The sequence below is a fragment of the Pseudomonas sp. Tul2A7 genome (genome assembly GCF_054790505.1).
The window spans coordinates 2,760,511-2,784,403 of the sequence record NZ_CP186499.1; the positions used below are offsets into that span (position 1 = coordinate 2,760,511).

At 56.7% G+C, this 23,893-nt stretch carries 19 protein-coding genes, 2 tRNA genes and 2 rRNA genes; 13 read left to right on the forward strand and 10 right to left on the reverse strand.

From position 1 onward, the window contains the following. Positions 1–58: 58 nt before the first annotated feature. Complete coding sequence (gene estP / locus ACOYXJ_RS12355; protein ID WP_150793330.1) at positions 59–1,966, reverse strand: esterase EstP; 1,908 nt, start codon at positions 1,964–1,966, stop codon at positions 59–61. Between the two features lie 408 nt (positions 1,967–2,374). On the opposite strand from estP, the gene ACOYXJ_RS12360 reads away from it, so the two are divergent. From ACOYXJ_RS12360 to ACOYXJ_RS12375, 4 genes are all read left to right on the forward strand, one after another. Beyond that, positions 2,375–2,968: an aminodeoxychorismate/anthranilate synthase component II gene (locus ACOYXJ_RS12360; protein WP_034155101.1), complete on the forward strand. Its 594-nt coding sequence runs from the start codon at positions 2,375–2,377 to the stop codon at positions 2,966–2,968. A 9-nt stretch (positions 2,969–2,977) separates the two neighbouring features. Then, positions 2,978–4,027: an anthranilate phosphoribosyltransferase gene (trpD, locus tag ACOYXJ_RS12365; RefSeq protein WP_460369703.1), complete on the forward strand. Its 1,050-nt coding sequence runs from the start codon at positions 2,978–2,980 to the stop codon at positions 4,025–4,027. Then, entirely contained in the window at positions 4,024–4,860 is an 837-nt protein-coding gene (gene trpC / locus ACOYXJ_RS12370) for an indole-3-glycerol phosphate synthase TrpC (RefSeq protein ID WP_150793332.1), read from the forward strand. The genes trpD and trpC overlap by 4 nt, the downstream gene beginning before the upstream one ends. A 136-nt stretch (positions 4,861–4,996) precedes the next feature. Then, the gene (locus tag ACOYXJ_RS12375) at positions 4,997–5,698 is read left to right on the forward strand and encodes a lipoate--protein ligase family protein (RefSeq protein WP_460369705.1); all 702 of its coding nucleotides are present in this window, start codon (positions 4,997–4,999) and stop codon (positions 5,696–5,698) included. A 9-nt stretch (positions 5,699–5,707) separates the two neighbouring features. Here ACOYXJ_RS12375 and crp read toward each other — a convergent pair whose 3' ends face one another. Continuing rightward, positions 5,708–6,352 carry a cAMP-activated global transcriptional regulator CRP gene (gene crp / locus ACOYXJ_RS12380; protein ID WP_095122650.1) on the reverse strand — a complete coding sequence of 215 codons (645 nt, stop codon included), beginning with the start codon at positions 6,350–6,352 and terminating at the stop codon, positions 5,708–5,710. A gap of 236 nt (positions 6,353–6,588) precedes the next feature. On the opposite strand from crp, the gene ACOYXJ_RS12385 reads away from it, so the two are divergent. Then, positions 6,589–7,011: an OsmC family protein gene (locus tag ACOYXJ_RS12385; protein WP_003228794.1), complete on the forward strand. Its 423-nt coding sequence runs from the start codon at positions 6,589–6,591 to the stop codon at positions 7,009–7,011. Between the two features lie 237 nt (positions 7,012–7,248). Further along, positions 7,249–8,043 carry an adenosylmethionine decarboxylase gene (gene speD / locus ACOYXJ_RS12390; RefSeq protein WP_034155105.1) on the forward strand — a complete coding sequence of 265 codons (795 nt, stop codon included), beginning with the start codon at positions 7,249–7,251 and terminating at the stop codon, positions 8,041–8,043. 110 nt (positions 8,044–8,153) lie between these two features. Here the strand turns inward: speD and coq7 are convergent, their stop codons facing one another. The 6 genes from coq7 to hemJ form a co-directional block, all read right to left on the reverse strand. After that, positions 8,154–8,801, reverse strand: a complete 648-nt coding sequence (gene coq7, locus ACOYXJ_RS12395) for a 2-polyprenyl-3-methyl-6-methoxy-1,4-benzoquinone monooxygenase (protein ID WP_008077993.1) — start codon at positions 8,799–8,801, stop codon at positions 8,154–8,156. Positions 8,802–9,000: 199 nt separating this feature from the next. Further along, on the reverse strand, positions 9,001–9,339 hold the full coding sequence (locus ACOYXJ_RS12400) for a histidine triad nucleotide-binding protein (protein ID WP_003228789.1): 339 nt from the start codon (positions 9,337–9,339) through the stop codon (positions 9,001–9,003). 81 nt (positions 9,340–9,420) lie between these two features. Further along, the gene (locus ACOYXJ_RS12405) at positions 9,421–10,209 is read right to left on the reverse strand and encodes an SDR family NAD(P)-dependent oxidoreductase (RefSeq protein WP_034155108.1); all 789 of its coding nucleotides are present in this window, start codon (positions 10,207–10,209) and stop codon (positions 9,421–9,423) included. A 61-nt stretch (positions 10,210–10,270) separates the two neighbouring features. Beyond that, positions 10,271–11,221 (reverse strand): DUF805 domain-containing protein, encoded by a 951-nt coding sequence (locus ACOYXJ_RS12410; RefSeq protein ID WP_460369709.1) that lies wholly within the window; start codon positions 11,219–11,221, stop codon positions 10,271–10,273. A 78-nt stretch (positions 11,222–11,299) separates the two neighbouring features. After that, a complete protein-coding gene (locus ACOYXJ_RS12415; protein ID WP_095122656.1) occupies positions 11,300–12,268 on the reverse strand; it encodes an NAD(P)H-dependent flavin oxidoreductase in 969 nt (322 codons plus the stop codon). A gap of 33 nt (positions 12,269–12,301) precedes the next feature. Continuing rightward, a complete protein-coding gene (hemJ, locus tag ACOYXJ_RS12420) occupies positions 12,302–12,730 on the reverse strand; it encodes a protoporphyrinogen oxidase HemJ (RefSeq protein ID WP_150793336.1) in 429 nt (142 codons plus the stop codon). Positions 12,731–12,863: 133 nt separating this feature from the next. Between hemJ and argC the strand changes: the two genes are divergently transcribed. Together argC and erpA are read left to right on the forward strand one after the other, a co-directional pair. After that, positions 12,864–13,898: an N-acetyl-gamma-glutamyl-phosphate reductase gene (gene argC, locus ACOYXJ_RS12425; protein ID WP_016983465.1), complete on the forward strand. Its 1,035-nt coding sequence runs from the start codon at positions 12,864–12,866 to the stop codon at positions 13,896–13,898. 168 nt (positions 13,899–14,066) lie between these two features. Beyond that, complete coding sequence (gene erpA / locus ACOYXJ_RS12430; RefSeq protein ID WP_008077999.1) at positions 14,067–14,417, forward strand: iron-sulfur cluster insertion protein ErpA; 351 nt, start codon at positions 14,067–14,069, stop codon at positions 14,415–14,417. 71 nt (positions 14,418–14,488) lie between these two features. On the opposite strand, the gene ACOYXJ_RS12435 is transcribed toward erpA, so the two are convergent. Beyond that, positions 14,489–15,580: an anhydro-N-acetylmuramic acid kinase gene (locus ACOYXJ_RS12435; protein WP_460369712.1), complete on the reverse strand. Its 1,092-nt coding sequence runs from the start codon at positions 15,578–15,580 to the stop codon at positions 14,489–14,491. A gap of 3 nt (positions 15,581–15,583) precedes the next feature. Next, a complete protein-coding gene (locus ACOYXJ_RS12440; RefSeq protein WP_460369714.1) occupies positions 15,584–17,002 on the reverse strand; it encodes a peptidoglycan DD-metalloendopeptidase family protein in 1,419 nt (472 codons plus the stop codon). 212 nt (positions 17,003–17,214) lie between these two features. Here ACOYXJ_RS12440 and tyrS point away from each other — a divergent pair, with 212 nt between their 5' ends. From tyrS to ACOYXJ_RS12465, 5 genes are all read left to right on the forward strand, one after another. Then, on the forward strand, positions 17,215–18,414 hold the full coding sequence (gene tyrS / locus ACOYXJ_RS12445; RefSeq protein ID WP_460369716.1) for a tyrosine--tRNA ligase: 1,200 nt from the start codon (positions 17,215–17,217) through the stop codon (positions 18,412–18,414). A gap of 496 nt (positions 18,415–18,910) precedes the next feature. After that, a 16S ribosomal RNA gene (locus ACOYXJ_RS12450) occupies positions 18,911–20,447 on the forward strand. Between the two features lie 81 nt (positions 20,448–20,528). Further along, positions 20,529–20,605, forward strand: a tRNA-Ile gene (locus ACOYXJ_RS12455). 30 nt (positions 20,606–20,635) lie between these two features. Next, positions 20,636–20,711: transfer RNA gene (locus tag ACOYXJ_RS12460), tRNA-Ala, on the forward strand. A 247-nt stretch (positions 20,712–20,958) separates the two neighbouring features. Continuing rightward, positions 20,959–23,852: ribosomal RNA gene (locus ACOYXJ_RS12465) — 23S ribosomal RNA — on the forward strand. Together the 16S and 23S rRNA genes with 2 tRNA genes alongside form the textbook arrangement of a ribosomal RNA operon. Positions 23,853–23,893 lie beyond the last annotated feature (41 nt).

Below are 23,893 nucleotides of genomic sequence, written 5' to 3' on the forward strand. Positions count from 1 at the left end.
GCGTTCGGCAATAAAAAAGCGGCGCCTGTGAGGGCGCCGCTTTTTTTGTGCCTGGGGTTTAGAAGTCCAGAACGACCCCGACATTCACACCCTGCTGGGTAAAGTCATCATCCTTGCGCAACGAATACCCGCCGCGCAGCGCCAGATCAGCCGTGAGCTTGTGGCTGACGCCCAGACTCAAGCGGTTCAAATGACTCTGCGGCGTATAGCCTTCAAGTTTGAAGTCATTCGCCGGCAAGGTATTGAGCGCGATATTGACCTTTTGCACGTCGTCTTCGTACTCACGCTCATGAGCGTATTCGCCAAACACCTGGGTTTGCGGGGTGATGTTGTACTTGCCCTGCAAACCAAGACCCAAGCGTTTAGAGTCGCGGGTCTGATCATCGAAGCTCAGCGCCGTGGCGCGGTTGCTCTTCTCTGAGTAGCCATCGACATCAACGCTGGCGTAGTCGGCGCTGACGAATGGCGACAGGTGCCACTCGCTGCCCGGCTGGGCAATGTCGTAACCGACACGCGCGCTGAAGGCCCAGAGGCTGCCGTCAGTGTCGCCTTTCTCCGCACCTTCGCTGGCGCCGAGATCGAACTTGCGCTTGAGGTTGTCGTAGTCGAGTTTGCCGCCGGTCAACGCCGCGTCAGCCCACCAGCGGTTCTGCTGGAACTGGGCGAATGCCGTGGCCATGTAGCTGTTGAGTTTGTAGTCCGAGTCGTTATGTCCGGCTTCCAGATTCTGCCGGTAGAAACCGCCTGCCACGCCGACGCGCCAGGCTTCATTCAAGCGATAGCTGCCACCGACGTTGAGGTTGTAACCGCTGCCGTCGGCGCTGGCGCCGCTGCTTTGGCTGTCGACATCCAGATGCTGGCCACCGGCGGAAACAATCGCCCGCCACTGGCCGACTGCCTGCCAGTTCTCCCAATCCGCTTGCCATTGGTTGCGCAGTTCATCCTGATGCGCGCGCACGGTGGCGTGGGCCATTTCCGGCAACAGCGTCAGTTCCCACGGCGCGGCTAGCAGGGAATAGGCGTAGTCGGAGATCAGTTTTTGCCCGGCTTCGGTTGGGTGTACGCCGTCGTTGTAGATCAGCTTGCTCGGGTCGGGTGTCGCGCTGTTGATCCCGTAACGGGCGTTCTCGGTGCAGCTATTGCCACTGAAGCAGGTCGCGGTCAGGTTCTGATCGGTGGCGAGGCCAAAGCGTCCAGGATCGGCAAACACTTCCGAGAGCAGCACCGGAATGTTCAGCGGAATGACTTCGGCGTTGATGCCTTGCAGGCGTGTGACCAACTGGCTGTTGAACTGCGTGGCGAGCTGGCTGCTGAAGGCTTGCAGCGGCGTACCGTTGATGGCCGGGGTCAGGCCGACATCAGGCAACAGCCAGACCATCACGTATTTGGCGCCGGCGGTTTGCAGGGTTTGCACGCTGTCAGCCAGTCGATCGGCGGCGGCGTTGGCTTGCGGCAGGCTGAGAATGCGCCCTTGCAGGAAATCGTTACCGCCGCCGGAAATGTAATACAGCGCATTCGGGTCGGCGCGCAAACCGTTGGATGGCAGGTAACCGGCACGGGTGCGTTCACCGGTAGCGGATTGTGTGGTGATCGAATCGAGGATCTGGTCAGTGCGATAGCCGCCGACCGCCCAGTTGTTGCCATCAGGTTGACCGTTTTCGGCACGCACTGCGGAACTGGAAGAGGCTGTCTGGTCTGCGGAAAAACCCAGGCGCCCGCCGAGTAGTTGCGTGGAATTCAATGAATACAGTTCACCGCTGCCATCCTGATACACCGGCCCGGTACGGTTGGTGTAACGCTCGGTGGAGCCGGCCGGGCCGCCGGTGTCGGTAAAGGTCCCGGCATCGTTCAGGCTATCGCCGAAAACAATGAAATTCGAATAGGGGTTGGGCGCAGCATTGGCCTGGGCGCAGGCCAGTGCGAGCAAGCATCCGGCCAGCGGTACAAACAACGTCTGTTTGATCATGAGCAAGTCCGTTTATTTATTGTTGTAGGTGAACGAAACGACAGTACCAAAAACTCCCGGCATTTTGCCATCGGTCGTGAATCCTCCCCCGGTTTTATCTCCCGCGGTCCCGGCCATATTGCACGCTCCGCCCAGCTAAGTTACTGTGCCGGAACGTATGAACGAGACCTTCCCCGTGTTGATCACCAGCAAACTTCTGGATCAAGTCATCAAGGCACACGCCCGCTGGCGTTGGCGCGCCTGAATCTTTTCTGCCGGCCCCGCCGGATCTGTATCGCTTTGCCTTCCTTGCCTGTTTGAAATGCCGCTGTGCCGACGCGTCCACCTGCGTCCGACATCGTGCAGCGCCCTGCGGGCAAGTGATCTGAAGGCTGTTTTCAAATCAGAATTCAAGAGGTTCGACACGCCATGTTGCTGATGATCGACAACTACGACTCCTTTACTTACAACGTTGTGCAATACCTCGGCGAGCTGGGTGCCGAGGTCAAAGTGGTGCGCAACGACGAATTGACCGTCGCCGAAATCGAGGCGCTGAAACCTGAGCGCATCGTGGTATCGCCAGGCCCGTGCACACCCACCGAAGCCGGCATCTCCATCGAAGCCATCAAACACTTCGCCGGCAAGCTGCCGATCCTCGGTGTCTGCCTTGGCCACCAGTCCATCGGCCAGGCGTTTGGCGGCGATGTAGTCCGCGCCCGCCAAGTGATGCACGGTAAGACTAGCCCGGTATTCCACGAGGACAAGGGCGTTTTCCAAGGTCTGAATCATCCGTTGACGGTTACCCGCTACCACTCGCTGATCGTCAAGCACGACACTTTGCCCGATTGCCTCGAACTGACCGCGTGGACCCAACACGATGATGGCTCGGTCGACGAAATCATGGGCCTGCGTCACAAGACCCTGAACATTGAGGGCGTACAGTTCCACCCCGAGTCGATCCTGACCGAGCAGGGTCATGAACTGTTTGCCAACTTCCTCAAACAAACCGGCGGCACGCGCTAAGGACTTCCCATGAATATCAAGACAGCCCTGAGCCGTATCGTCGAACACCTCGACCTCAGCACCGATGAAATGCGCGACGTGATGCGCGAAATCATGACCGGCCAATGCAGCGACGCGCAGATCGGCGCGTTCATGATGGCCATGCGCATGAAGAGCGAAAGCATCGACGAAATCGTCGGCGCCGTATCGGTCATGCGTGAGCTGGCCGATCAGGTTGACCTGAAAACCCTCGACGGCGTGGTCGATGTGGTCGGTACCGGCGGTGACGGTGCAAACATCTTCAACGTCTCGACCGCTTCTTCCTTTGTTGTCGCAGCAGCCGGTTGCACCGTGGCCAAACACGGCAACCGTGCGGTCTCGGGCAAGAGCGGCAGCGCCGACTTGCTGGAAGCGGCCGGCATTTATCTGAACCTGACACCGGTGCAAGTCGCGCGTTGCATCGACAACGTCGGCATCGGTTTCATGTTCGCCCAGACCCACCACAAAGCCATGAAGTACGCCGCCGGCCCGCGCCGCGATCTCGGTCTGCGTACGCTGTTCAACATGCTCGGCCCGCTTACGAATCCGGCCGGTGTGAAGCATCAGGTAGTGGGCGTATTCAACAAGGCGCTGTGCCGGCCACTGGCCGAAGTCTTGCAGCGTCTGGGCAGCAAGCATGTGCTGGTGGTGCATTCGAAGGACGGTCTGGACGAGTTCAGTCTCGCCGCACCGACTTTTGTCGCCGAGCTGAAGAACAACGAAATCACTGAATATTGGGTCGAGCCGGAAGACCTCGGCATGAAGAGCCAGAGCCTGCACGGTCTGTCGGTCGACGGCCCGGAAGCGTCGCTGGCGCTGATCCGCGATGCCCTCGGCAAGCGCAAGACCGAGAACGGCCAGAAAGCCGCCGAAATGATTGTGCTCAACGCCGGTGCTGCGCTGTACGCCGCCGACGTGGCGAGCAGTTTGAAACAGGGCGTGGAGCTCGCGCACGACGCTTTGCACACCGGTCTCGCTCGGGAAAAACTCGAGGAGCTGGGTGCCTTTACCGCGGTATTCAGAGTGGAGAATGAGGGATGAGTGTACCGACGGTTCTGGAAAACATTCTGGCCCGCAAAGTTCAGGAAGTCGCCGAGCGTAGCGCCCGCGTCAGCCTGAGCGAGCTGGAAAGTCTGGCCAAGGCGGCCGATGCACCCCGCGGTTTCGCCAACGCGCTGCTGGCGCAAGCGAAAAAGAAACAACCAGCGGTGATTGCGGAAATCAAAAAGGCTTCGCCGAGCAAAGGCGTGATCCGCGAGAACTTCGTTCCCGCCGACATCGCCAAAAGCTACGAGAAGGGTGGGGCGACCTGTCTTTCCGTACTGACCGACATCGATTACTTCCAGGGCGCCGATGCCTACCTGCAACAGGCCCGTGCCGCGTGCAGCCTGCCGGTGATCCGCAAGGACTTCATGATCGATCCTTACCAGATCGTTGAAGCCCGTGCGCTGGGCGCCGACTGTGTGCTGTTGATCGTCTCCGCACTGGATGACGTGAAAATGGCCGAGCTGGCCGCCGTCGCCAAAAGCGTCGGTCTCGATGTGTTGGTCGAAGTGCACGACGGTGATGAACTGGAACGTGCGTTGAAAACCCTCGACACACCGCTGGTCGGGGTCAACAACCGCAATCTGCATACCTTCGACGTCAGCCTGGAAACCACCCTCGACCTGCTGCCGCGCATTCCGCGCGATCGTCTGGTGATCACCGAGAGCGGTATTCTCAATCGTGCCGATGTCGAGTTGATGGAAATCAGCGACGTGTATTCGTTCCTGGTCGGCGAAGCGTTCATGCGCGCGGAAAATCCGGGCACTGAACTGCAGCGGCTGTTTTTCCCGGAGCGTGGCACCTCGATCAGCGGTTCGACTCTCGACTGATTCGCTTCAGACCGAGTCGACGCCATCGCGAGCAGGCTCACTCCTACACTTGGAATGCGTTCCCCCTGTAGGAGTGAGCCTGCTCGCGATGAGGTACTAGAAATCCCCAAAGATTCCAGATATGCCGGAGCCTTCCATGTCGCTGCCAACCCCCCTGACCATCGAAGCCGGCCTGCAAGCCGAACAGGATTTGCTGGCCTCGGTCTGCGCCGGTGACGCCGAATTCGGCCTGCTGTTCTGGCAACCCAGCGATCGCGCCTTGGTCATGCCGCGCCGCCTCAATCGTCTCCCCGGTTTCGACCGCGCCTGTGAAGTCTCCGCCGCCGGCGGCTGGCCCGTCCTGCTGCGCGAAACCGGCGGCGAACCCGTGCCGCAATCTGCCGCCACTATCAACATCGCTCTGGTCTACGCACCACCGCGCAGCGAAGGCGACCTCAATCGCATCGAAACCGGCTACCGCCGCTTGTGCGATCCGATCTGTCAGTTGCTCGATGAGTTAGGTGGCACATCATCGTTGGGTGAAATCGACGGTGCGTTCTGCGACGGTCGCTTCAACGTCAATCTCGACGGCCGCAAAATGGTCGGCACCGCGCAGCGCTGGCGCCAGAGTCAGGGTGGACAGCGCCCGGTCGGTCTGGTGCACGGTGCGATGCTGATGGATAACGAACGGGAATCGATGGTGGCCGCGGTCAATCGCTTCAATGAAGCCTGTGGCCTGGAGCAGCGGGTGCGGGCGCAAAGCCACATTGCTCTGCATGAGAAATTCAACGCGCCACAGGCCTTGGCGCGTCTCGATGAGCTGTTTCGTCTGATGCTGGCGCAGATGTACAGCGCCTGATATTCGGGCTTAGCGCGTACCGAAGACCACCATGGTCTTGCCTTTCACATCGACCAGGTTGCGTTCCTCAAGATCCTTGAGCACGCGACCGACCATCTCCCGCGAGCAACCGACAATCCGCCCGATTTCCTGACGGGTCACCTTGATCTGCATGCCGTCCGGATGCGTCATCGCGTCTGGCTGCTTGCACAGTTCCAGCAGGCAACGCGCCACTCGACCAGTGACGTCGAAAAACGCCAGATCGCCGACCTTGCGCGTGGTGTTACGCAGGCGTTGTGCGATTTGTCCGCTGAGTACGTAAAGAATGTCTGGATCCTGCTGCGACAATTCGCGGAACTTGGCATAGCTGATTTCCGCGGTTTCGCACTCGACCTTGGCCCGCACCCAAGCACTGCGCTGCTGTTCCTGGCCCGCCTGCTCGAACAGGCCCAGCTCACCAAAGAAATCCCCGGCGTTGAGGTAAGCGATGATCATCTCGCGCCCGTCGTCATCCTCGATCAGGATCGTCACCGAACCCTTGATGATGAAGTACAGCGTGTCCGAGCGATCGCCCGCACAGATGATGTTGCTCTTGGCCGCATGGCGACGGCGCTGGCAATGCATCAACAGCTTGTCGAGATTCTTGATTTTGGGTGTGGGGGTAATAGCAACCATGGTTGTATCCCGAAAAGACTGCACGGTGATGTTTGATTTTTTTATGAGGCGCTGAAGGCGGTCGCTACACAGCTGACATGGGCGCCAGCGAATTGGCGCCAGCTTAACAGACACTTCGTCGAAAATTCGAGAAATTACCTACGTCGCTGAGGCATCCGTCCTAGGAAGGTCGCTCGCTGTCCGGGCGAAGCCCTGTGCTAAGCTGGCGACCCTTTTTTTACAGTGGAGTCTGGGCGATGAAGGCACGCATCCAATGGGCTGGCGAAGCCATGTTCCTCGGCGAATCCGGTAGCGGTCATGTCGTGGTGATGGACGGTCCGCCGGACGCCGGTGGTCGTAATCTGGGTGTTCGCCCGATGGAAATGCTTCTGCTGGGTGTTGGCGGTTGCAGCAACTTCGACGTGGTCAGCATTCTGAAGAAGTCCCGTCAGGCGGTTGAAAGCTGCGAAGCTTTCCTTGAAGCCGAGCGCGCGACTGAAGATCCGAAGGTGTTCACCAAGATCCACATGCATTTCGTGGTCAAGGGCCGCGGCCTGAAAGAGGCCCAGGTCAAGCGCGCCATCGAACTGTCCGCCGAGAAATACTGCTCCGCTTCGATCATGCTCGGCGCGGCTGGTGTTGCGATCACCCACGACTATGAAATCGTCGAACTCGGTTGAACCGACATTCAACTATCATAAAAGCAGTGCAGACTCTGGCGATCCCCCGCTGACGTCTGCATAATGCGCCACTTTTTTCAGGGCAGTGATCAGTCAGCCGACAGATCATCCGCCTGAACAGATAACCAAAATCGCCATCGCGAAGAGGTGTTAACCGTCCTACGCAGGTGCGTTGTTCGCACTTGACGGGCATGCTTGATCACGCGGCCGGGCCGCATACATAGAGAGTTTTTAACGGTGAAAAGCAAACTCAAGCTCCACGGGTTCAATAACCTGACAAAGACCTTGAGCTTCAACATCTATGACATCTGCTACGCGGAAACCCCGCAAGACCAGCAGGCTTACGTCGAGTACATCAATCAAGAGTACAACGCGAAACGCCTGACGCAGATTCTCACAGAAGTTGTCGAGATCATTGGTGCCAACATCCTGAACATTGCCAGTCAGGACTATGAACCTCAGGGCGCCAGCGTCACGATTCTGATTTCTGAAGAGCCGGTAACCCCGACTGAAAGCCAGATCGAAGAATCGCCGGGCCCGTTGCCCGAAATTATCCTGGCCCACCTCGACAAGAGCCACATCACGGTGCACACCTACCCGGAAATCCATCCGGACGACGGTATTGCAACCTTCCGTGTGGACATCGACGTGTCGACTTGTGGTGTCATCTCACCGCTGAAAGCGCTCAATTTCCTCATTCACCAGTTCGATTCGGACATCGTGACTGTGGATTATCGTGTGCGCGGCTTCACCCGTGACGTTGAAGGCAACAAGCACTTCATCGATCACGAGATCAACTCGATCCAGAACTACCTGTCCGAAGACACTCGCGACGCTTACCAGATGACCGACGTGAACGTGTACCAGGAAAACCTGTTCCACACCAAAATGCTGCTGAAGAACTTCGAACTGGATAACTACCTGTTCGGCGACGCCACCAGCAACCTGTCCTCCGAGCAACGCGCTCAGGTGACTGACCGGGTGAAACACGAAATGCTCGAAATCTTCTACGCGCGCAACATGCCGACCTAAGATTCACCGGGCACAAAAAAGGCGACCTTTCGGTCGCCTTTTTCAATTCTACCGCCCCACCTGTGGGAGCGAGCCTGCTCGCGAAGGGGCCCTTTGCAGCAATACCGTTCTCAAATCCGATAAGTACTCTTGGTCATCACTTTGGCCAGAATACTCATCCCGAACTTCACCGGCGCCGGAAAACGGAAACCTCCAGCCTCCAAAGCACTTTCGGCATGATGTTCTTCATCAATACGCATCTGCTCGAGAATCGCCCGGGACTTCTCGTCCTCTGCCGGCAATTGCTCCAGGTGTTCATTCAAGTGCTTGCACACCTGATGTTCGGTCGCCGCAACAAAACCGAGGCTGACCTTGTCGCTGATCAACCCGGCCACCGCGCCAATCCCGAACGACATGCCGTAAAACAGCGGATTGAGCACGCTGGTATGGCTGCCCAACTGATGAATGCGTTGTTCGCACCACACCAGATGATCAATCTCCTCTTCGGCGGCGTGCTCCATGGCCTCGCGCACCTGAGGCAGCTTGGCGGTCAGCGCCTGTCCCTGATACAGCGCCTGGGCGCAGACTTCACCGGTATGGTTGATGCGCATCAGGCCGGCGACGTGGCGGGTGTCTTCGTCGCTCATTTGCGTGTCCGGTTGCAAAATCGCCGGCGATGGACGGTACGGCTGGCCACTGAACGGCAGCAGGGTACGCATCGCGGCATCGGCTTGCAGCAGAAGACGGTCAATCGGCGAGTAGTGACGTTGGGTAGTCATGCTGACCTCCGGGAAGAATCTCGGCGGCCAGTTTAACCGAATCGGCCGGGGGAAGGTTTGCGCTGGGTCATTTGCCGCGCGGTCATGATTTTTTGTGGGAGCGAGCCTGCTCGCGAAGGCGGAGTGTCAGGCACTGATACATTGAATGTGCTGACGTCTTCGCGAGCAGGCTCGCTCCCACAGGGGGATGGGGCGTGCCTTAGCCCGGCGGCCAGTTCATCTGCCGCTGACCGAGTACGTGCATATGAATGTGGTAGACGGTTTGCCCACCCTTTTCATTGCAGTTCATCACCACGCGGAAACCTTCCTCGCAGCCCAGTTCCAGTGCCAGACGCTGCGCAGTGAACAGGATATGCCCGGCCAAAGCCTTGTCGTCTTCGGTCAGGTCGTTGAGGGTGCGCACCGGTTTCTTCGGGATCACCAGAAAATGCACCGGTGCCTGAGGGGCGATGTCGTGGAACGCCAGAACCTGGTCGTCCTCGTAAATGATCTTGGCCGGAATCTCCCGGTTGATGATCTTGGTGAACAGAGTATCCACTGCTGTTTTCTCCGTTGTTTGGGCTGGTCTGAGTGTACGCAGGGCGGCTTATCCCGCCCAGTGTTTTACCTGTAGGGCATTTCAGCGCGGGCAGTAAGCCTTGTTGACCATGCCGACAATGGTGCGATTGAGCCAGCGCGAACCCAGTCGCGGCAGGAAGGCGAACCATCGATTGCGTCTTCCCGGAATGATGATCGCGCGGTTCTTGTCGAGGGCGCGCACGGTGTACAGCGCAACCTCCTCGGGGCTCATCAGCAATTTGCTGTCTTTGAGTTTGTCGCTGTTGAGCTGTGCCGTGCGGAAAAATGCCGTACGGGTCGGGCCGGGGCAGAGCACCGAAACCTTCACCGCACTTTGTTTGAGTTCAACCCGCAAGGCTTCGGAGAAGTGCAGCACATAGGCCTTGCTGGCGTAGTAAGTGCTCATCCATGGGCCGGGATTGAACGCGGCCACCGAGGCAACGTTAAGAATCTGCCCGCCACCCTGCAACGCCATGCTGTTGCCAATGGCGTGACACAAGCGGGTGAGGGCGAGGATGTTCACTTCGATCAGATCCTGCTCGGTCATCCAGTCTTGCGCGAGAAACGGGCCGCAAGTGCCGATACCGGCGCAATTGACCAGCAAGTCGATCTGCCGGTCACCTTCTTCCAGTTCCAGCAGGAAGCCGGACAGACGCAATGGCTCGCCCAGATCGCAGGCGCGGAACAGTACCTCGACGCCAAAACGCTGGGTCAACTCGATCGCAATGCTTTCCAGCTGATCACGCTGTCGGGCCACCAGAATCAGGCTGCGGCCACGCCGGGCCAGTGCTTCGGCCATCGCCAGGCCGATGCCGCTGGAGGCGCCGGTGATCAGTGCGTAACGGGTCATGCAATTCTCCATCGCAACAGCTCCGCGCCGGCGACGCGGGTGTCACGGCGGGGAGCGCTGTTCATTCTTTCGCAGAGTCTACAGGGGCCTGCGCCGCTTCGGCTGCCTCGTCGGCGGAATCCGCTGGCGCTTCGACCTCTACTTCGACTTCATCAGTGGTCACCGAGCCACTTTCGTAGCTGCTTTCCAGATTGCTTTCATATTCCTGTTGGATGGCCGAGATCCCGCCCAGCATTCCACCGACAAAGATCAGCGCAAAGAACACGATCCACAGGGAGCACAGCACTTTCACTGCGGTGCTGTTTGGCGGAGGGGGAGGGCCATAGCGGTTGGTGCCGGTGTTGCCCGGTACGACCATGATCACCAGCGGGAAGAAACTGCCCACGAATGGCACCAGGTTCAGCAGCCAGAGCCAGCCTGACCAGCCGATATCGTGCAGACGCTGGACGCTGAACAGAATGCTGACAATCAGGAATGCGACAAACAGGAAAAAGGCGAAGATTCCGCCGATGATCAGGCCAGTGGTGGAATCGCCGCTGACCAGCCCCAGAGCCAGCAGGGCGAACACGCCGACAATGGGCAGGGTCACCAGGCTCAGGACCATCGTCCACGCCAGAAAGCGCAAGCGTCCGATTCGCCCTTCGACGCTGAACGGCTTGAGTGTGGCGAACTCAGCCTGGCTTTCGCCAACGCTTGCGCGAGGCGGTGCATACGGCGAGTCCGGTTCGGCCACAACGGCGGTGTGCTCATGGACATCTGCCAGGTTCAGCTCGATTGCCGTTTCAGCTTCAATGCGTGCGTCGATCCCGGTTTTGCTCAGCGCTTGCAGATAGACCTGCGCATCACTGTGGGACAAATCACGCTTGAGTGCGACGGTGCGGCCACTGAACAGGCGTTCGATCGCGGCCACATCGCTTTTGAACAGATCCGCCAGATTGAGTTTGGCCGTGGTGATATCGACACCGGGCTGTAGAGCGCCGTCGAAGACGATCTTGTAACGGGGTTCGCTCATGGCCGAGGCATCCTTGTCGCGAATGGATTGAAAGGTCAGCAGTGTAAGGCCAGTCCATTGGGGCTGGCCTGATTTTTCTTAGCGTGGCCAGCGTTGCGGTAGCTGGGCTGCGCGTTCCTGTGCCTGGCGATACTCGGCGTCCAGCCGTGCGATCAATTGATCCACGCTCGGCAGGTCGTCGATCTGCCCTACGCCTTGACCGGCCGACCACACGGTTTTCCAGGCTTTGGCTTCATCGCTGATCGGCTTGAGCTTGTCACCGAAATTGACCTCGCCCTTGCCTTGCAGAGCCGCCATATCGAAACCGGCCGCCTCCAGGCTCTGACGCATAAAACTCGCCGGCACTCCCGAGACCGCTGGAGTATGGATGATGTCCGCAGCCTTGGCTGTCAGCAGCATCTCCTTGTAGGCGTCAGGCGCATGACTTTCGGTGGTGCCGATAAATCGCGTACCGAAGTAGGCCAAATCCGCGCCGAGCAGCTGTGCGGCGAGAATCTCATGACCGTGGTTAAGACATCCTGCAAGCAGCAGGGTTTTATCGAAGAACTGGCGGATCTCGGCAATCAGCGCAAACGGACTCCAGGTGCCGGCATGGCCCCCGGCACCGGCCGCCACGGCGATCAAACCGTCGACACCGGCCTCGGCCGCTTTCTCGGCATGTCGGCGAGTGGTGACGTCATGGAACACCAGACCGCCATAGCTGTGTACCGCGTCGACCAACTCCTTCACCGCGCCGAGGCTGGTGATGACGATTGGCACTTTGTGCTCGACGCAGATGTTCAGATCCGCCTGCAAGCGCGGGTTGCTGTTGTGCACGATCAGGTTCACCGCGTACGGCGCCGGGTTGTCCAGTGTCGCCAGGCCCGCTTCGATCTGTTCCAGCCAGGCTTTGAACCCGCTGCTTTCGCGTTGGTTCAGCGCTGGGAAGCTGCCGACCACGCCATTGCGGCAGCAGGCGAGGACGAGTTCCGGGTTGGAAATCAGAAACATCGGCGCGGCCACCACAGGCAGACGCAGACGTTGTTCGAGTAGTGCGGGCAGCGACATTATGAACACCCCAAGGATCTGTACTTGTTGAAGTTAGAACGGCTTGACCACGACCAGAATTACGATAGCCAGCAATATCAGAACCGGCACTTCATTGAACCAGCGATAAAAGACATGGCTGCGGGTATTTTCGCCACGGGCAAAACGTTTTACCTGCGCGCCGCACATGTGGTGGTAGCCGATCAGCAAGACGACCAGTGTCAACTTGGCGTGAATCCAGCCACCCATGCTGAAGAGGCTCGGGTTGAGATAGATCAGCCAGCCGCCGAAGATCAGCGTCGCAATCATCGCCGGGCCCATGATGCCGCGATACAGCTTGCGCTCCATGACACTGAAGCGCTCTTTGCTGATCGTGTCTTCGCTTTGCGCGTGATACACGAACAGACGCGGCAAGTAGAACAGCCCGGCAAACCAGCAAACGACGCTGACAATATGAAAAGCTTTGATCCATAGATAGAGCATTTTTAGTTATTCCAGGTTCACGGTAAGCCGGATAGTAGAGGCTTGAGCGTCCGCACGTCACCTTGACGGTTGTCGCAGGGCCCCGCGGCCCCTATTATCGACGGCTTTCCAGTGGGTTCTTTGAGGGCAGGTTATGGTCAAGGTCGGTATCGTCGGCGGCACGGGTTACACCGGTGTCGAACTGCTGCGTCTGTTGGCGCAGCATCCGCAGGCAGAAGTGGTTGTCATCACTTCCCGATCCGAGGCCGGTCTGGCCGTGGCTGACATGTACCCGAACCTGCGCGGTCACTACGACGGCCTGGCCTTCAGCGTGCCGGACATCAAGACCCTTGGCGCTTGTGACGTGGTGTTCTTCGCCACACCGCACGGTGTCGCTCACGCGCTGGCGGGCGAATTACTGGCAGCGGGCACCAAGGTCATCGACCTGTCGGCCGACTTCCGCCTGCAAGACGCTGAAGAGTGGGCCAAGTGGTACGGTCAGCCACACGGCGCGCCTGAGCTGTTGGACGAGGCGGTTTACGGTCTGCCGGAAGTCAATCGCGAGCAGATCAAAAAGGCTCGCCTGATCGCGGTGCCGGGTTGCTATCCGACCGCGACGCAACTGGGTTTCCTGCCGCTGCTTGAAGCCGGTCTGGCGGATGCTTCGCGTCTGATTGCCGACTGCAAATCCGGCGTCAGCGGTGCTGGTCGCGGTGCGGCTGTAGGCTCCCTGTACTCCGAGACTTCGGAAAGCATGAAGGCCTATGCGGTGAAAGGTCACCGTCACTTGCCGGAAATTCGCCAGGGTCTGCGTCGCGCAGCGGGCAAGGATGTCGGTCTGACCTTTGTTCCGCATCTGACCCCGATGATCCGTGGCATTCACTCCACGCTCTACGCCACTGTGGTCGATCGCTCGGTAGATCTGCAGGCGCTGTTTGAAAAGCGTTATGCCAACGAACCGTTCGTCGACGTGATGCCGGCCGGTAGCCATCCGGAAACCCGTAGCGTGCGCGGTGCCAACGTTTGCCGTATCGCTGTTCACCGTCCGCAGGATGGCGATCTGGTGGTGGTGTTGTCGGTGATCGACAATCTGGTCAAAGGCGCGTCGGGCCAAGCGGTGCAGAACATGAACATCCTGTTCGGTCTGGACGAGCGCTTCGGATTGTCCCATGCCGGTATGCTGCCGTAACACTTTAAGCCGCACAGCAAAAAGGCCCGTCAAACGGGCCTTTTTGCATTCTGAACAGTTGATCGGGTTTATTGATATACCGTAACAATAGTTGACCGATTTTCTAGGAGAAGCGGATAATGCGCGTCATCACGCATTATGGCGGCGTAACGCCGGGAGATAGTCAGCATGAGCGTCGAATCCTTCACCCCCACGGCTTTGCAATTCACCCACGGTGCCGCGCACAAGGTGAAGAGCCTGGTCGATGAAGAGGGGAATGATCGCTTGAAGCTGCGCGTATTCGTTACGGGCGGCGGTTGTTCAGGGTTTCAGTACGGTTTCACCTTCGATGAAGATGTGGCCGAGGACGACACTATCGTCGAGCGCGAAGGCGTGAGTCTGGTGGTGGATCCGATGAGCTTCCAGTACCTGGCCGGTGCTGAGGTGGACTACCAGGAAGGTCTGGAAGGTTCGCGTTTCGTGATCAAGAACCCGAACGCCACCACTACATGTGGTTGCGGGTCTTCGTTCTCGATCTGATCGCACTGCGCTTCAGATAACAAAACGCCGCAGAGCCTTATGGTTCTGCGGCGTTTTGCTGTGCGTGATGTTTAAGCGGGGTAGATCGCGCCCAATACCCGCAAGCCGCGGGCGCCGGTGACGCTTGGACGGTTGGCAGCGATGCCTTCGAGGCAGCAATGGGCCAGCCAGGCAAAGGCCATGGCCTCGACCCAGTCCGGGTCAACGCCGTGAGTGGCGGTGCTGGCGACCGTTGCGTTTGGCAGCAGGTCTGCCAGACGCTCCATCAGTGTGGCGTTGTGTGCGCCGCCGCCGCAGACCAACAATTCCTGAGTGTCGGATTGAGCGCTTTGCAGCGACTCGATGACGGTCAATGCGGTCAGTTCAAGCAGCGTGGCCTGCACATTCTCAGCGGCAAAGGTTGGCAGGTGTGAAAGGTGTTGTTCCAGCCATGGCAGGTTGAACACTTCGCGGCCGGTGCTTTTTGGTCCTTTGGTGACGAAGAACGGATCGCGGAGGAGCGCTTCGAGTAATGTTGGCTCCACTTTACCGCTGGCTGCCCAGTCGCCATTGCGATCGTAGTTTTCGCCACGTTGCTGCTGAATCCAGGCGTCCATCAGCACATTCCCAGGGCCACAGTCGAAACCGGCTACAGGCTTGGTCGGCTCAATCAGGCTGAGATTGCTGAAACCGCCGACATTCAAGACGGCCTGATTGCCGGTACGCTCTTCGAACAAAGCTTCATGGAACGCGGGAACCAGCGGAGCACCTTGGCCTCCGGCTGCGACATCGCGGCTGCGGAAGTCGCTGACTACGGTTATGGCTGTGAGTTCGGTCAGCAGGGCAGGGTTGCCGATCTGCACAGTGAAGCCGCGCGCCGGTTCGTGACGGATAGTCTGGCCGTGGCTGCCAATCGCGCGAATGTCTTGGGGTTTGAGTTGCTGCTGATCGAGGAGGGTATGAATGCCCTGCGCAGCGAGCTTCACCCAGTTCTGTTGAGCAATCGCCGAGCGGGCGATTTCGTCAGGACCGCTGGCGCACAAGCCAAGCAGCTCGGCGCGCAGGGATTCGGGCATTGGAATGTAGTGCGTAGCGATCAGCTTGATCGCCGAGGACTGTTCGATCAGGGCAATGTCCAGACCGTCGAGACTGGTTCCGGACATCACGCCGATATAAAGAGCCATGGCTTAGCGCTTGCTCGAAGCCAGCATGGTGGCCTTCTCTTGATCCATACGCGCCATCAGCGGTTGGCTCTGTGCAAGGAAGCGAGCGCGTTCGGCTTTGGCAATCGGATCAGCCATTGGCAGCTTCTGGCCCAGAGGATCGACGTGAACGCCGTTGACCTGGAATTCATAGTGCAAGTGCGGGCCGGTGGACAGGCCGGTGGTGCCGATGTAGCCGATGACCTGGCCCTGTTTCACGGTACCGCCAGTCTTCACGCCTTTGGCGAACCCTTGCATGTGGCCGTACAGCGTGCGGTAGGTATTGCCGTGCTGGATGATCACGGTGTTGCCGTAGCCACCACGACGCCCGGCGAGCAGCACTTTACCGTCACCGGCAGCCTTGATTGGTGTACCGCGCGGCGCAGCGTAATCAACGCCTTTGTGGGCGCGGATCTTGTTGAGGATCGGGTGCTTGCGGCCCATGGAGAACTTCGAACTGATGCGGGCGAAGTCCACCGGTGTGCGGATGAAAGCCTTGCGCATGCTGTTGCCATCAGCGGTGTAGTAGCTGCTGTTGCCTTGTTTATTGGTGTAACGCACGGCGGTGTAGGTCTTGCCGCGGTTGGTGAAGCGGGCAGACAGGATCGGACCATTACCGACCGCTTTGCCGTTGACCACTTTCTGCTCGTAGATCACATCGAATTCGTCGCCCTGACGGATGTCCTGAGCGAAGTCGACGTCGTAGCCAAAGACGCTGGCCATATCCATGGTCAGGCTGTGGGACAGGCCGGCACGGGCTGCGGATTGCGAAAGCGAGCTATTGATGACGCCATGGACGTAAGCAGTGCGGACAGTCGGCTTTGCGGTAACCCGGTTGAAGGCATAACCCTTGTCATTCTTGGTCAGGGTAATGGTTTCGACGTCGCTGACCTTGCTGTGCAAACTGGTCAGTTGGCCTTCAGGATTCAATTCGAACTCGAGTTTCTGGCCGTGCTTAAGCTGGCTGAACTGCTTGGCCTGTTTATCGCTGGCCAGGACTTCATGAACGGAGGCGGCAGGCAGGCCGACCTTTTCGAACAAGGTCGATAGTGTATCGCCCTTGGCAACGATGACTTCACGATGACCAGGCGCTTTTGGCTTTTCAGCGGCTGGTGCCGGTGCTGCTTCTGCGGTTTGCGGGGCGTTTTCTTCGCTGTTTTCGATTTGAGCAAATGGCGAAGCTACTGGCGCATTTGTGGCTTGAGCCGCATCAGCAGCGTCTTGATCTTGTGTCAGTTGTTCAGCAGGACTTTCCAGTTCAAGACTCAGGGTCGTCTTTTTGGCTTCAACATCACTGGAAGGGAATACCAGTAGAGCCAAGCTAAGAAGGGCGGCGATCCCACTTGCAGCAAGCAGGTGGGTCTTCGGGTAAAGCGGCGGCGCTTTAGACGGTTCAGTGGTCATAGGTAATTTTGACTTTGAAAAATGATGAATTGGAAAAGATGAATGACATGATGAAGATGAAATAACTGTATAAAATATAACCAAATCATCTCTGAAGCAAGTCTACAGACATCGCGTCTGTGGATTGGTGTCCGTGCGCCGGGCAAAACTTGTAATTGGTGCGCGATCTTGTATGGTTGGTTCCCTTTGAATCTGAGCCTTGCGGGTCTGTTATGAAGTCGGTTGAAGAGCAGCTAGCGCTGATTAAACGTGGTGCGGAAGAACTGTTGGTCGAGTCCGAGCTGGTCGAGAAGCTCAAACGCGGCCAACCGCTGCGTATCAAGGCTGGTTTCGATCCGACCGCGCCGGATCTGCACTTGGGGCACACGGTGCTTATTAATAAGCTGCGCCAGTTCCAGGAGCTGGGGCATCAGGTGATCTTCCTTATAGGTGACTTCACCGGGATGATCGGTGATCCGAGCGGCAAGAGTGCAACGCGTCCTCCGCTAACTCGTGAACAAGTCCTGGAAAACGCCGAGACCTACAAGACTCAGGTGTTCAAGATTCTCGATCCGGCGAAAACCGAAGTCGCGTTCAACTCCACCTGGATGGACAAGATGGGGCCGGCGGACTTTATTCGCCTGACTTCGCAGTACACCGTCGCGCGCATGCTTGAGCGTGATGACTTCGACAAGCGTTACACCACCAATCAACCGATCGCTATTCACGAGTTCCTCTATCCGCTGGTGCAGGGTTATGACTCGGTCGCTCTGCGCGCGGATGTCGAGCTGGGTGGTACCGATCAGAAGTTCAACTTGCTGATGGGGCGTGAGCTGCAGCGTGGTTATGGTCAAGAGGCTCAGTGCATTCTGACCATGCCGCTGCTCGAAGGTCTGGATGGCGTGAAGAAGATGTCCAAGTCGTTGGGCAACTACGTGGGTATTCAGGAAGCGCCGGGTGTCATGTACAGCAAGCTGGTTTCGATTCCGGATGCGTTGATGTGGCGTTACTTTGAGCTGCTCAGCTTCCGCTCGATGGATGAGATCAATGCGCTGCGTGCTGATGTAGAAGCCGGTGCCAATCCGCGTGACGTCAAAATCAAACTGGCGGAAGAGATCGTCGCACGTTTCCATGGTGAGGAGGCTGCGGCCAATGCTCATCGTGCAGCGGGTAATCGCATGAAGGATGGCGAGCTGCCGGATGATCTGCCGGAGATCGAGTTGGTCTCTGCTGAAGACATGCCGATCGCAGCTGTCCTTAACAAAGCCGGTCTGGTGAAGAACTCTGCAGCGGCGCGCGACTTGTTGGCGTCAGGCGGTGTGCGCGTGGATGGTGAGGTGGTTGATCGCTCCTATATATATGTACTGGGCGCGACCCACGTTTGCCAGGCGGGCAAGAAGGCATTTGCGCGTATTACGCTCAAATCCGAGTAAAGCTGAAAATAAGGGTTGACGGCGAATTTCAGATGTCTATAATTCGCCCCACTTCCGGCGCAGTCGAAACGGAAAACTCCTTGAGATTCAATGAGTTATGTAGGTTTCTGCAGCAGGTTGCTTCAGTTCATCGAAGCCAAAAGGAAGTTGAAAAAGAGGTGTTGACAGCAGCGTGTAACGCTGTAGAATTCGCCTCCCGCTGACGAGAGATCGGAAGCGCAAGTGGTTGAAGTTGTTGAAGAATTCTTCGAAAATTTCTGAAAATAATCACTTGACAGCAAATGAGGCTGCTGTAGAATGCGCGCCTCGGTTGAGACGAAAGATCTTAACCAACCGCTCTTTAACAACTGAATCAAGCAATTCGTGTGGGTGCTTGTGGAGTCAGACTGATAGTCAAAAAGATTATCAGCATCACAAGTTACTCCGCGAGAAATCAAAGATGTAACCAACGATTGCTGAGCCAAGTTTAGGGTTTCTTAAAAACCCAAAGATGTTTGAACTGAAGAGTTTGATCATGGCTCAGATTGAACGCTGGCGGCAGGCCTAACACATGCAAGTCGAGCGGATGACGGGAGCTTGCTCCTGAATTCAGCGGCGGACGGGTGAGTAATGCCTAGGAATCTGCCTGGTAGTGGGGGACAACGTTTCGAAAGGAACGCTAATACCGCATACGTCCTACGGGAGAAAGCAGGGGACCTTCGGGCCTTGCGCTATCAGATGAGCCTAGGTCGGATTAGCTAGTTGGTGAGGTAATGGCTCACCAAGGCGACGATCCGTAACTGGTCTGAGAGGATGATCAGTCACACTGGAACTGAGACACGGTCCAGACTCCTACGGGAGGCAGCAGTGGGGAATATTGGACAATGGGCGAAAGCCTGATCCAGCCATGCCGCGTGTGTGAAGAAGGTCTTCGGATTGTAAAGCACTTTAAGTTGGGAGGAAGGGCAGTAACTTAATACGTTGCTGTTTTGACGTTACCGACAGAATAAGCACCGGCTAACTCTGTGCCAGCAGCCGCGGTAATACAGAGGGTGCAAGCGTTAATCGGAATTACTGGGCGTAAAGCGCGCGTAGGTGGTTTGTTAAGTTGGATGTGAAATCCCCGGGCTCAACCTGGGAACTGCATTCAAAACTGACAAGCTAGAGTATGGTAGAGGGTGGTGGAATTTCCTGTGTAGCGGTGAAATGCGTAGATATAGGAAGGAACACCAGTGGCGAAGGCGACCACCTGGACTGATACTGACACTGAGGTGCGAAAGCGTGGGGAGCAAACAGGATTAGATACCCTGGTAGTCCACGCCGTAAACGATGTCAACTAGCCGTTGGGAGCCTTGAGCTCTTAGTGGCGCAGCTAACGCATTAAGTTGACCGCCTGGGGAGTACGGCCGCAAGGTTAAAACTCAAATGAATTGACGGGGGCCCGCACAAGCGGTGGAGCATGTGGTTTAATTCGAAGCAACGCGAAGAACCTTACCAGGCCTTGACATCCAATGAACTTTCCAGAGATGGATTGGTGCCTTCGGGAACATTGAGACAGGTGCTGCATGGCTGTCGTCAGCTCGTGTCGTGAGATGTTGGGTTAAGTCCCGTAACGAGCGCAACCCTTGTCCTTAGTTACCAGCACGTAATGGTGGGCACTCTAAGGAGACTGCCGGTGACAAACCGGAGGAAGGTGGGGATGACGTCAAGTCATCATGGCCCTTACGGCCTGGGCTACACACGTGCTACAATGGTCGGTACAAAGGGTTGCCAAGCCGCGAGGTGGAGCTAATCCCATAAAACCGATCGTAGTCCGGATCGCAGTCTGCAACTCGACTGCGTGAAGTCGGAATCGCTAGTAATCGTGAATCAGAATGTCACGGTGAATACGTTCCCGGGCCTTGTACACACCGCCCGTCACACCATGGGAGTGGGTTGCACCAGAAGTAGCTAGTCTAACCTTCGGGAGGACGGTTACCACGGTGTGATTCATGACTGGGGTGAAGTCGTAACAAGGTAGCCGTAGGGGAACCTGCGGCTGGATCACCTCCTTAATCGACGACATCAGCTGCTCCATAAGTTCCCACACGAATTGCTTGATTCATTGAAGAAGACGAAAGAAGCAGCCCGAAATTGGGTCTGTAGCTCAGTTGGTTAGAGCGCACCCCTGATAAGGGTGAGGTCGGCAGTTCGAATCTGCCCAGACCCACCAATTTTGTGTGGGAAATACCTGTAGACATACGGGGCCATAGCTCAGCTGGGAGAGCGCCTGCCTTGCACGCAGGAGGTCAGCGGTTCGATCCCGCTTGGCTCCACCACTACTGCTTCTGAAGTTTGAAAGCTTAGAAATGAGCATTCCATCGTGACGATGGTGAATGTTGATTTCTAGTCTTTGACTAGTTCGTTCTTTAAAAATTTGGGTATGTGATAGAAAGATAGACTGAACGTTACTTTCACTGGTAACGGATCAGGCTAAGGTAAAATTTGTGAGTTCTCTTAGTTGAGAAATTCGAATTTTCGGCGAATGTCGTCTTCACAGTATAACCAGATTGCTTGGGGTTATATGGTCAAGTGAAGAAGCGCATACGGTGGATGCCTTGGCAGTCAGAGGCGATGAAAGACGTGGTAGCCTGCGAAAAGCTTCGGGGAGTCGGCAAACAGACTTTGATCCGGAGATGTCTGAATGGGGGAACCCAGCCATCATAAGATGGTTATCTTGTACTGAATACATAGGTGCAAGAGGCGAACCAGGGGAACTGAAACATCTAAGTACCCTGAGGAAAAGAAATCAACCGAGATTCCCTTAGTAGTGGCGAGCGAACGGGGACTAGCCCTTAAGTGGCTTTGAGATTAGCGGAACGCTCTGGAAAGTGCGGCCATAGTGGGTGATAGCCCTGTACGCGAAAATCTCTTGGTCATGAAATCGAGTAGGACGGAGCACGAGAAACTTTGTCTGAATATGGGGGGACCATCCTCCAAGGCTAAATACTACTGACTGACCGATAGTGAACTAGTACCGTGAGGGAAAGGCGAAAAGAACCCCGGAGAGGGGAGTGAAATAGATCCTGAAACCGTATGCGTACAAGCAGTGGGAGCAGACTTTGTTCTGTGACTGCGTACCTTTTGTATAATGGGTCAGCGACTTATTTTCAGTGGCGAGCTTAACCGAATAGGGGAGGCGTAGCGAAAGCGAGTCTTAATAGGGCGTCTAGTCGCTGGGAATAGACCCGAAACCGGGCGATCTATCCATGGGCAGGTTGAAGGTTGGGTAACACTAACTGGAGGACCGAACCGACTACCGTTGAAAAGTTAGCGGATGACCTGTGGATCGGAGTGAAAGGCTAATCAAGCTCGGAGATAGCTGGTTCTCCTCGAAAGCTATTTAGGTAGCGCCTCATGTATCACTGTAGGGGGTAGAGCACTGTTTCGGCTAGGGGGTCATCCCGACTTACCAAACCGATGCAAACTCCGAATACCTACAAGTGCCGAGCATGGGAGACACACGGCGGGTGCTAACGTCCGTCGTGAAAAGGGAAACAACCCAGACCGTCAGCTAAGGTCCCAAAGTTATGGTTAAGTGGGAAACGATGTGGGAAGGCTTAGACAGCTAGGAGGTTGGCTTAGAAGCAGCCACCCTTTAAAGAAAGCGTAATAGCTCACTAGTCGAGTCGGCCTGCGCGGAAGATGTAACGGGGCTCAAACCATACACCGAAGCTACGGGTATCACCTTCGGGTGATGCGGTAGAGGAGCGTTCTGTAAGCCTGTGAAGGTGAGTTGAGAAGCTTGCTGGAGGTATCAGAAGTGCGAATGCTGACATGAGTAACGACAATGGGTGTGAAAAACACCCACGCCGAAAGACCAAGGTTTCCTGCGCAACGTTAATCGACGCAGGGTTAGTCGGTCCCTAAGGCGAGGCTGAAAAGCGTAGTCGATGGAAAACAGGTTAATATTCCTGTACTTCTGGTTATTGCGATGGAGGGACGGAGAAGGCTAGGCCAGCTTGGCGTTGGTTGTCCAAGTTTAAGGTGGTAGGCTGAGATCTTAGGTAAATCCGGGATCTTAAGGCCGAGAGCTGATGACGAGTTACCCTTTGGGTGACGAAGTGGTTGATGCCATGCTTCCAAGAAAAGCTTCTAAGCTTCAGGTAACCAGGAACCGTACCCCAAACCGACACAGGTGGTTGGGTAGAGAATACCAAGGCGCTTGAGAGAACTCGGGTGAAGGAACTAGGCAAAATGGCACCGTAACTTCGGGAGAAGGTGCGCCGGTGAGGGTGAAGGACTTGCTCCGTAAGCTCATGCCGGTCGAAGATACCAGGCCGCTGCGACTGTTTATTAAAAACACAGCACTCTGCAAACACGAAAGTGGACGTATAGGGTGTGACGCCTGCCCGGTGCCGGAAGGTTAATTGATGGGGTTAGCTAACGCGAAGCTCTTGATCGAAGCCCCGGTAAACGGCGGCCGTAACTATAACGGTCCTAAGGTAGCGAAATTCCTTGTCGGGTAAGTTCCGACCTGCACGAATGGCGTAACGATGGCGGCGCTGTCTCCACCCGAGACTCAGTGAAATTGAAATCGCTGTGAAGATGCAGTGTATCCGCGGCTAGACGGAAAGACCCCGTGAACCTTTACTATAGCTTTGCACTGGACTTTGAATTTGCTTGTGTAGGATAGGTGGGAGGCTTTGAAGCGTGGACGCCAGTTCGCGTGGAGCCATCCTTGAAATACCACCCTGGCAACTTTGAGGTTCTAACTCAGGTCCGTTATCCGGATCGAGGACAGTGTATGGTGGGTAGTTTGACTGGGGCGGTCTCCTCCTAAAGAGTAACGGAGGAGTACGAAGGTGCGCTCAGACCGGTCGGAAATCGGTCGTAGAGTATAAAGGCAAAAGCGCGCTTGACTGCGAGACAGACACGTCGAGCAGGTACGAAAGTAGGTCTTAGTGATCCGGTGGTTCTGTATGGAAGGGCCATCGCTCAACGGATAAAAGGTACTCCGGGGATAACAGGCTGATACCGCCCAAGAGTTCATATCGACGGCGGTGTTTGGCACCTCGATGTCGGCTCATCACATCCTGGGGCTGAAGCCGGTCCCAAGGGTATGGCTGTTCGCCATTTAAAGTGGTACGCGAGCTGGGTTTAGAACGTCGTGAGACAGTTCGGTCCCTATCTGCCGTGGACGTTTGAGATTTGAGAGGGGCTGCTCCTAGTACGAGAGGACCGGAGTGGACGAACCTCTGGTGTTCCGGTTGTCACGCCAGTGGCATTGCCGGGTAGCTATGTTCGGGAAAGATAACCGCTGAAAGCATCTAAGCGGGAAACTTGCCTCAAGATGAGATCTCACTGGAACCTTGAGTTCCCTGAAGGGCCGTCGAAGACTACGACGTTGATAGGTTGGGTGTGTAAGCGCTGTGAGGCGTTGAGCTAACCAATACTAATTGCCCGTGAGGCTTGACCATATAACACCCAAGCAATTTGCTGACCTGAAAAGGGACCAGAT

Excerpts from the sequence above, each read along its gene's own strand:
- argC (WP_016983465.1), top strand. The coding sequence starts at position 12,864 with ATGGTCAAGGTCGGTATCGTCGGCGGCACGGGTTACACCGGTGTCGAA.
- ACOYXJ_RS12410 (WP_460369709.1), bottom strand. The coding sequence starts at position 11,221 with ATGAGCGAACCCCGTTACAAGATCGTCTTCGACGGCGCTCTACAGCCC.
- ACOYXJ_RS12385 (WP_003228794.1), top strand. The coding sequence starts at position 6,589 with ATGAAGGCACGCATCCAATGGGCTGGCGAAGCCATGTTCCTCGGCGAA.
- coq7 (WP_008077993.1), bottom strand. The coding sequence starts at position 8,801 with ATGACTACCCAACGTCACTACTCGCCGATTGACCGTCTTCTGCTGCAA.
- erpA (WP_008077999.1), top strand. The coding sequence starts at position 14,067 with ATGAGCGTCGAATCCTTCACCCCCACGGCTTTGCAATTCACCCACGGT.
- ACOYXJ_RS12435 (WP_460369712.1), bottom strand. The coding sequence starts at position 15,580 with ATGGCTCTTTATATCGGCGTGATGTCCGGAACCAGTCTCGACGGTCTG.
- ACOYXJ_RS12375 (WP_460369705.1), top strand. The coding sequence starts at position 4,997 with ATGTCGCTGCCAACCCCCCTGACCATCGAAGCCGGCCTGCAAGCCGAA.
- trpC (WP_150793332.1), top strand. The coding sequence starts at position 4,024 with ATGAGTGTACCGACGGTTCTGGAAAACATTCTGGCCCGCAAAGTTCAG.
- hemJ (WP_150793336.1), bottom strand. The coding sequence starts at position 12,730 with ATGCTCTATCTATGGATCAAAGCTTTTCATATTGTCAGCGTCGTTTGC.
- ACOYXJ_RS12360 (WP_034155101.1), top strand. The coding sequence starts at position 2,375 with ATGTTGCTGATGATCGACAACTACGACTCCTTTACTTACAACGTTGTG.
- ACOYXJ_RS12415 (WP_095122656.1), bottom strand. The coding sequence starts at position 12,268 with ATGTCGCTGCCCGCACTACTCGAACAACGTCTGCGTCTGCCTGTGGTG.
- ACOYXJ_RS12405 (WP_034155108.1), bottom strand. The coding sequence starts at position 10,209 with ATGACCCGTTACGCACTGATCACCGGCGCCTCCAGCGGCATCGGCCTG.
- crp (WP_095122650.1), bottom strand. The coding sequence starts at position 6,352 with ATGGTTGCTATTACCCCCACACCCAAAATCAAGAATCTCGACAAGCTG.
- tyrS (WP_460369716.1), top strand. The coding sequence starts at position 17,215 with ATGAAGTCGGTTGAAGAGCAGCTAGCGCTGATTAAACGTGGTGCGGAA.
- ACOYXJ_RS12440 (WP_460369714.1), bottom strand. The coding sequence starts at position 17,002 with ATGACCACTGAACCGTCTAAAGCGCCGCCGCTTTACCCGAAGACCCAC.
- estP (WP_150793330.1), bottom strand. The coding sequence starts at position 1,966 with ATGATCAAACAGACGTTGTTTGTACCGCTGGCCGGATGCTTGCTCGCA.
- trpD (WP_460369703.1), top strand. The coding sequence starts at position 2,978 with ATGAATATCAAGACAGCCCTGAGCCGTATCGTCGAACACCTCGACCTC.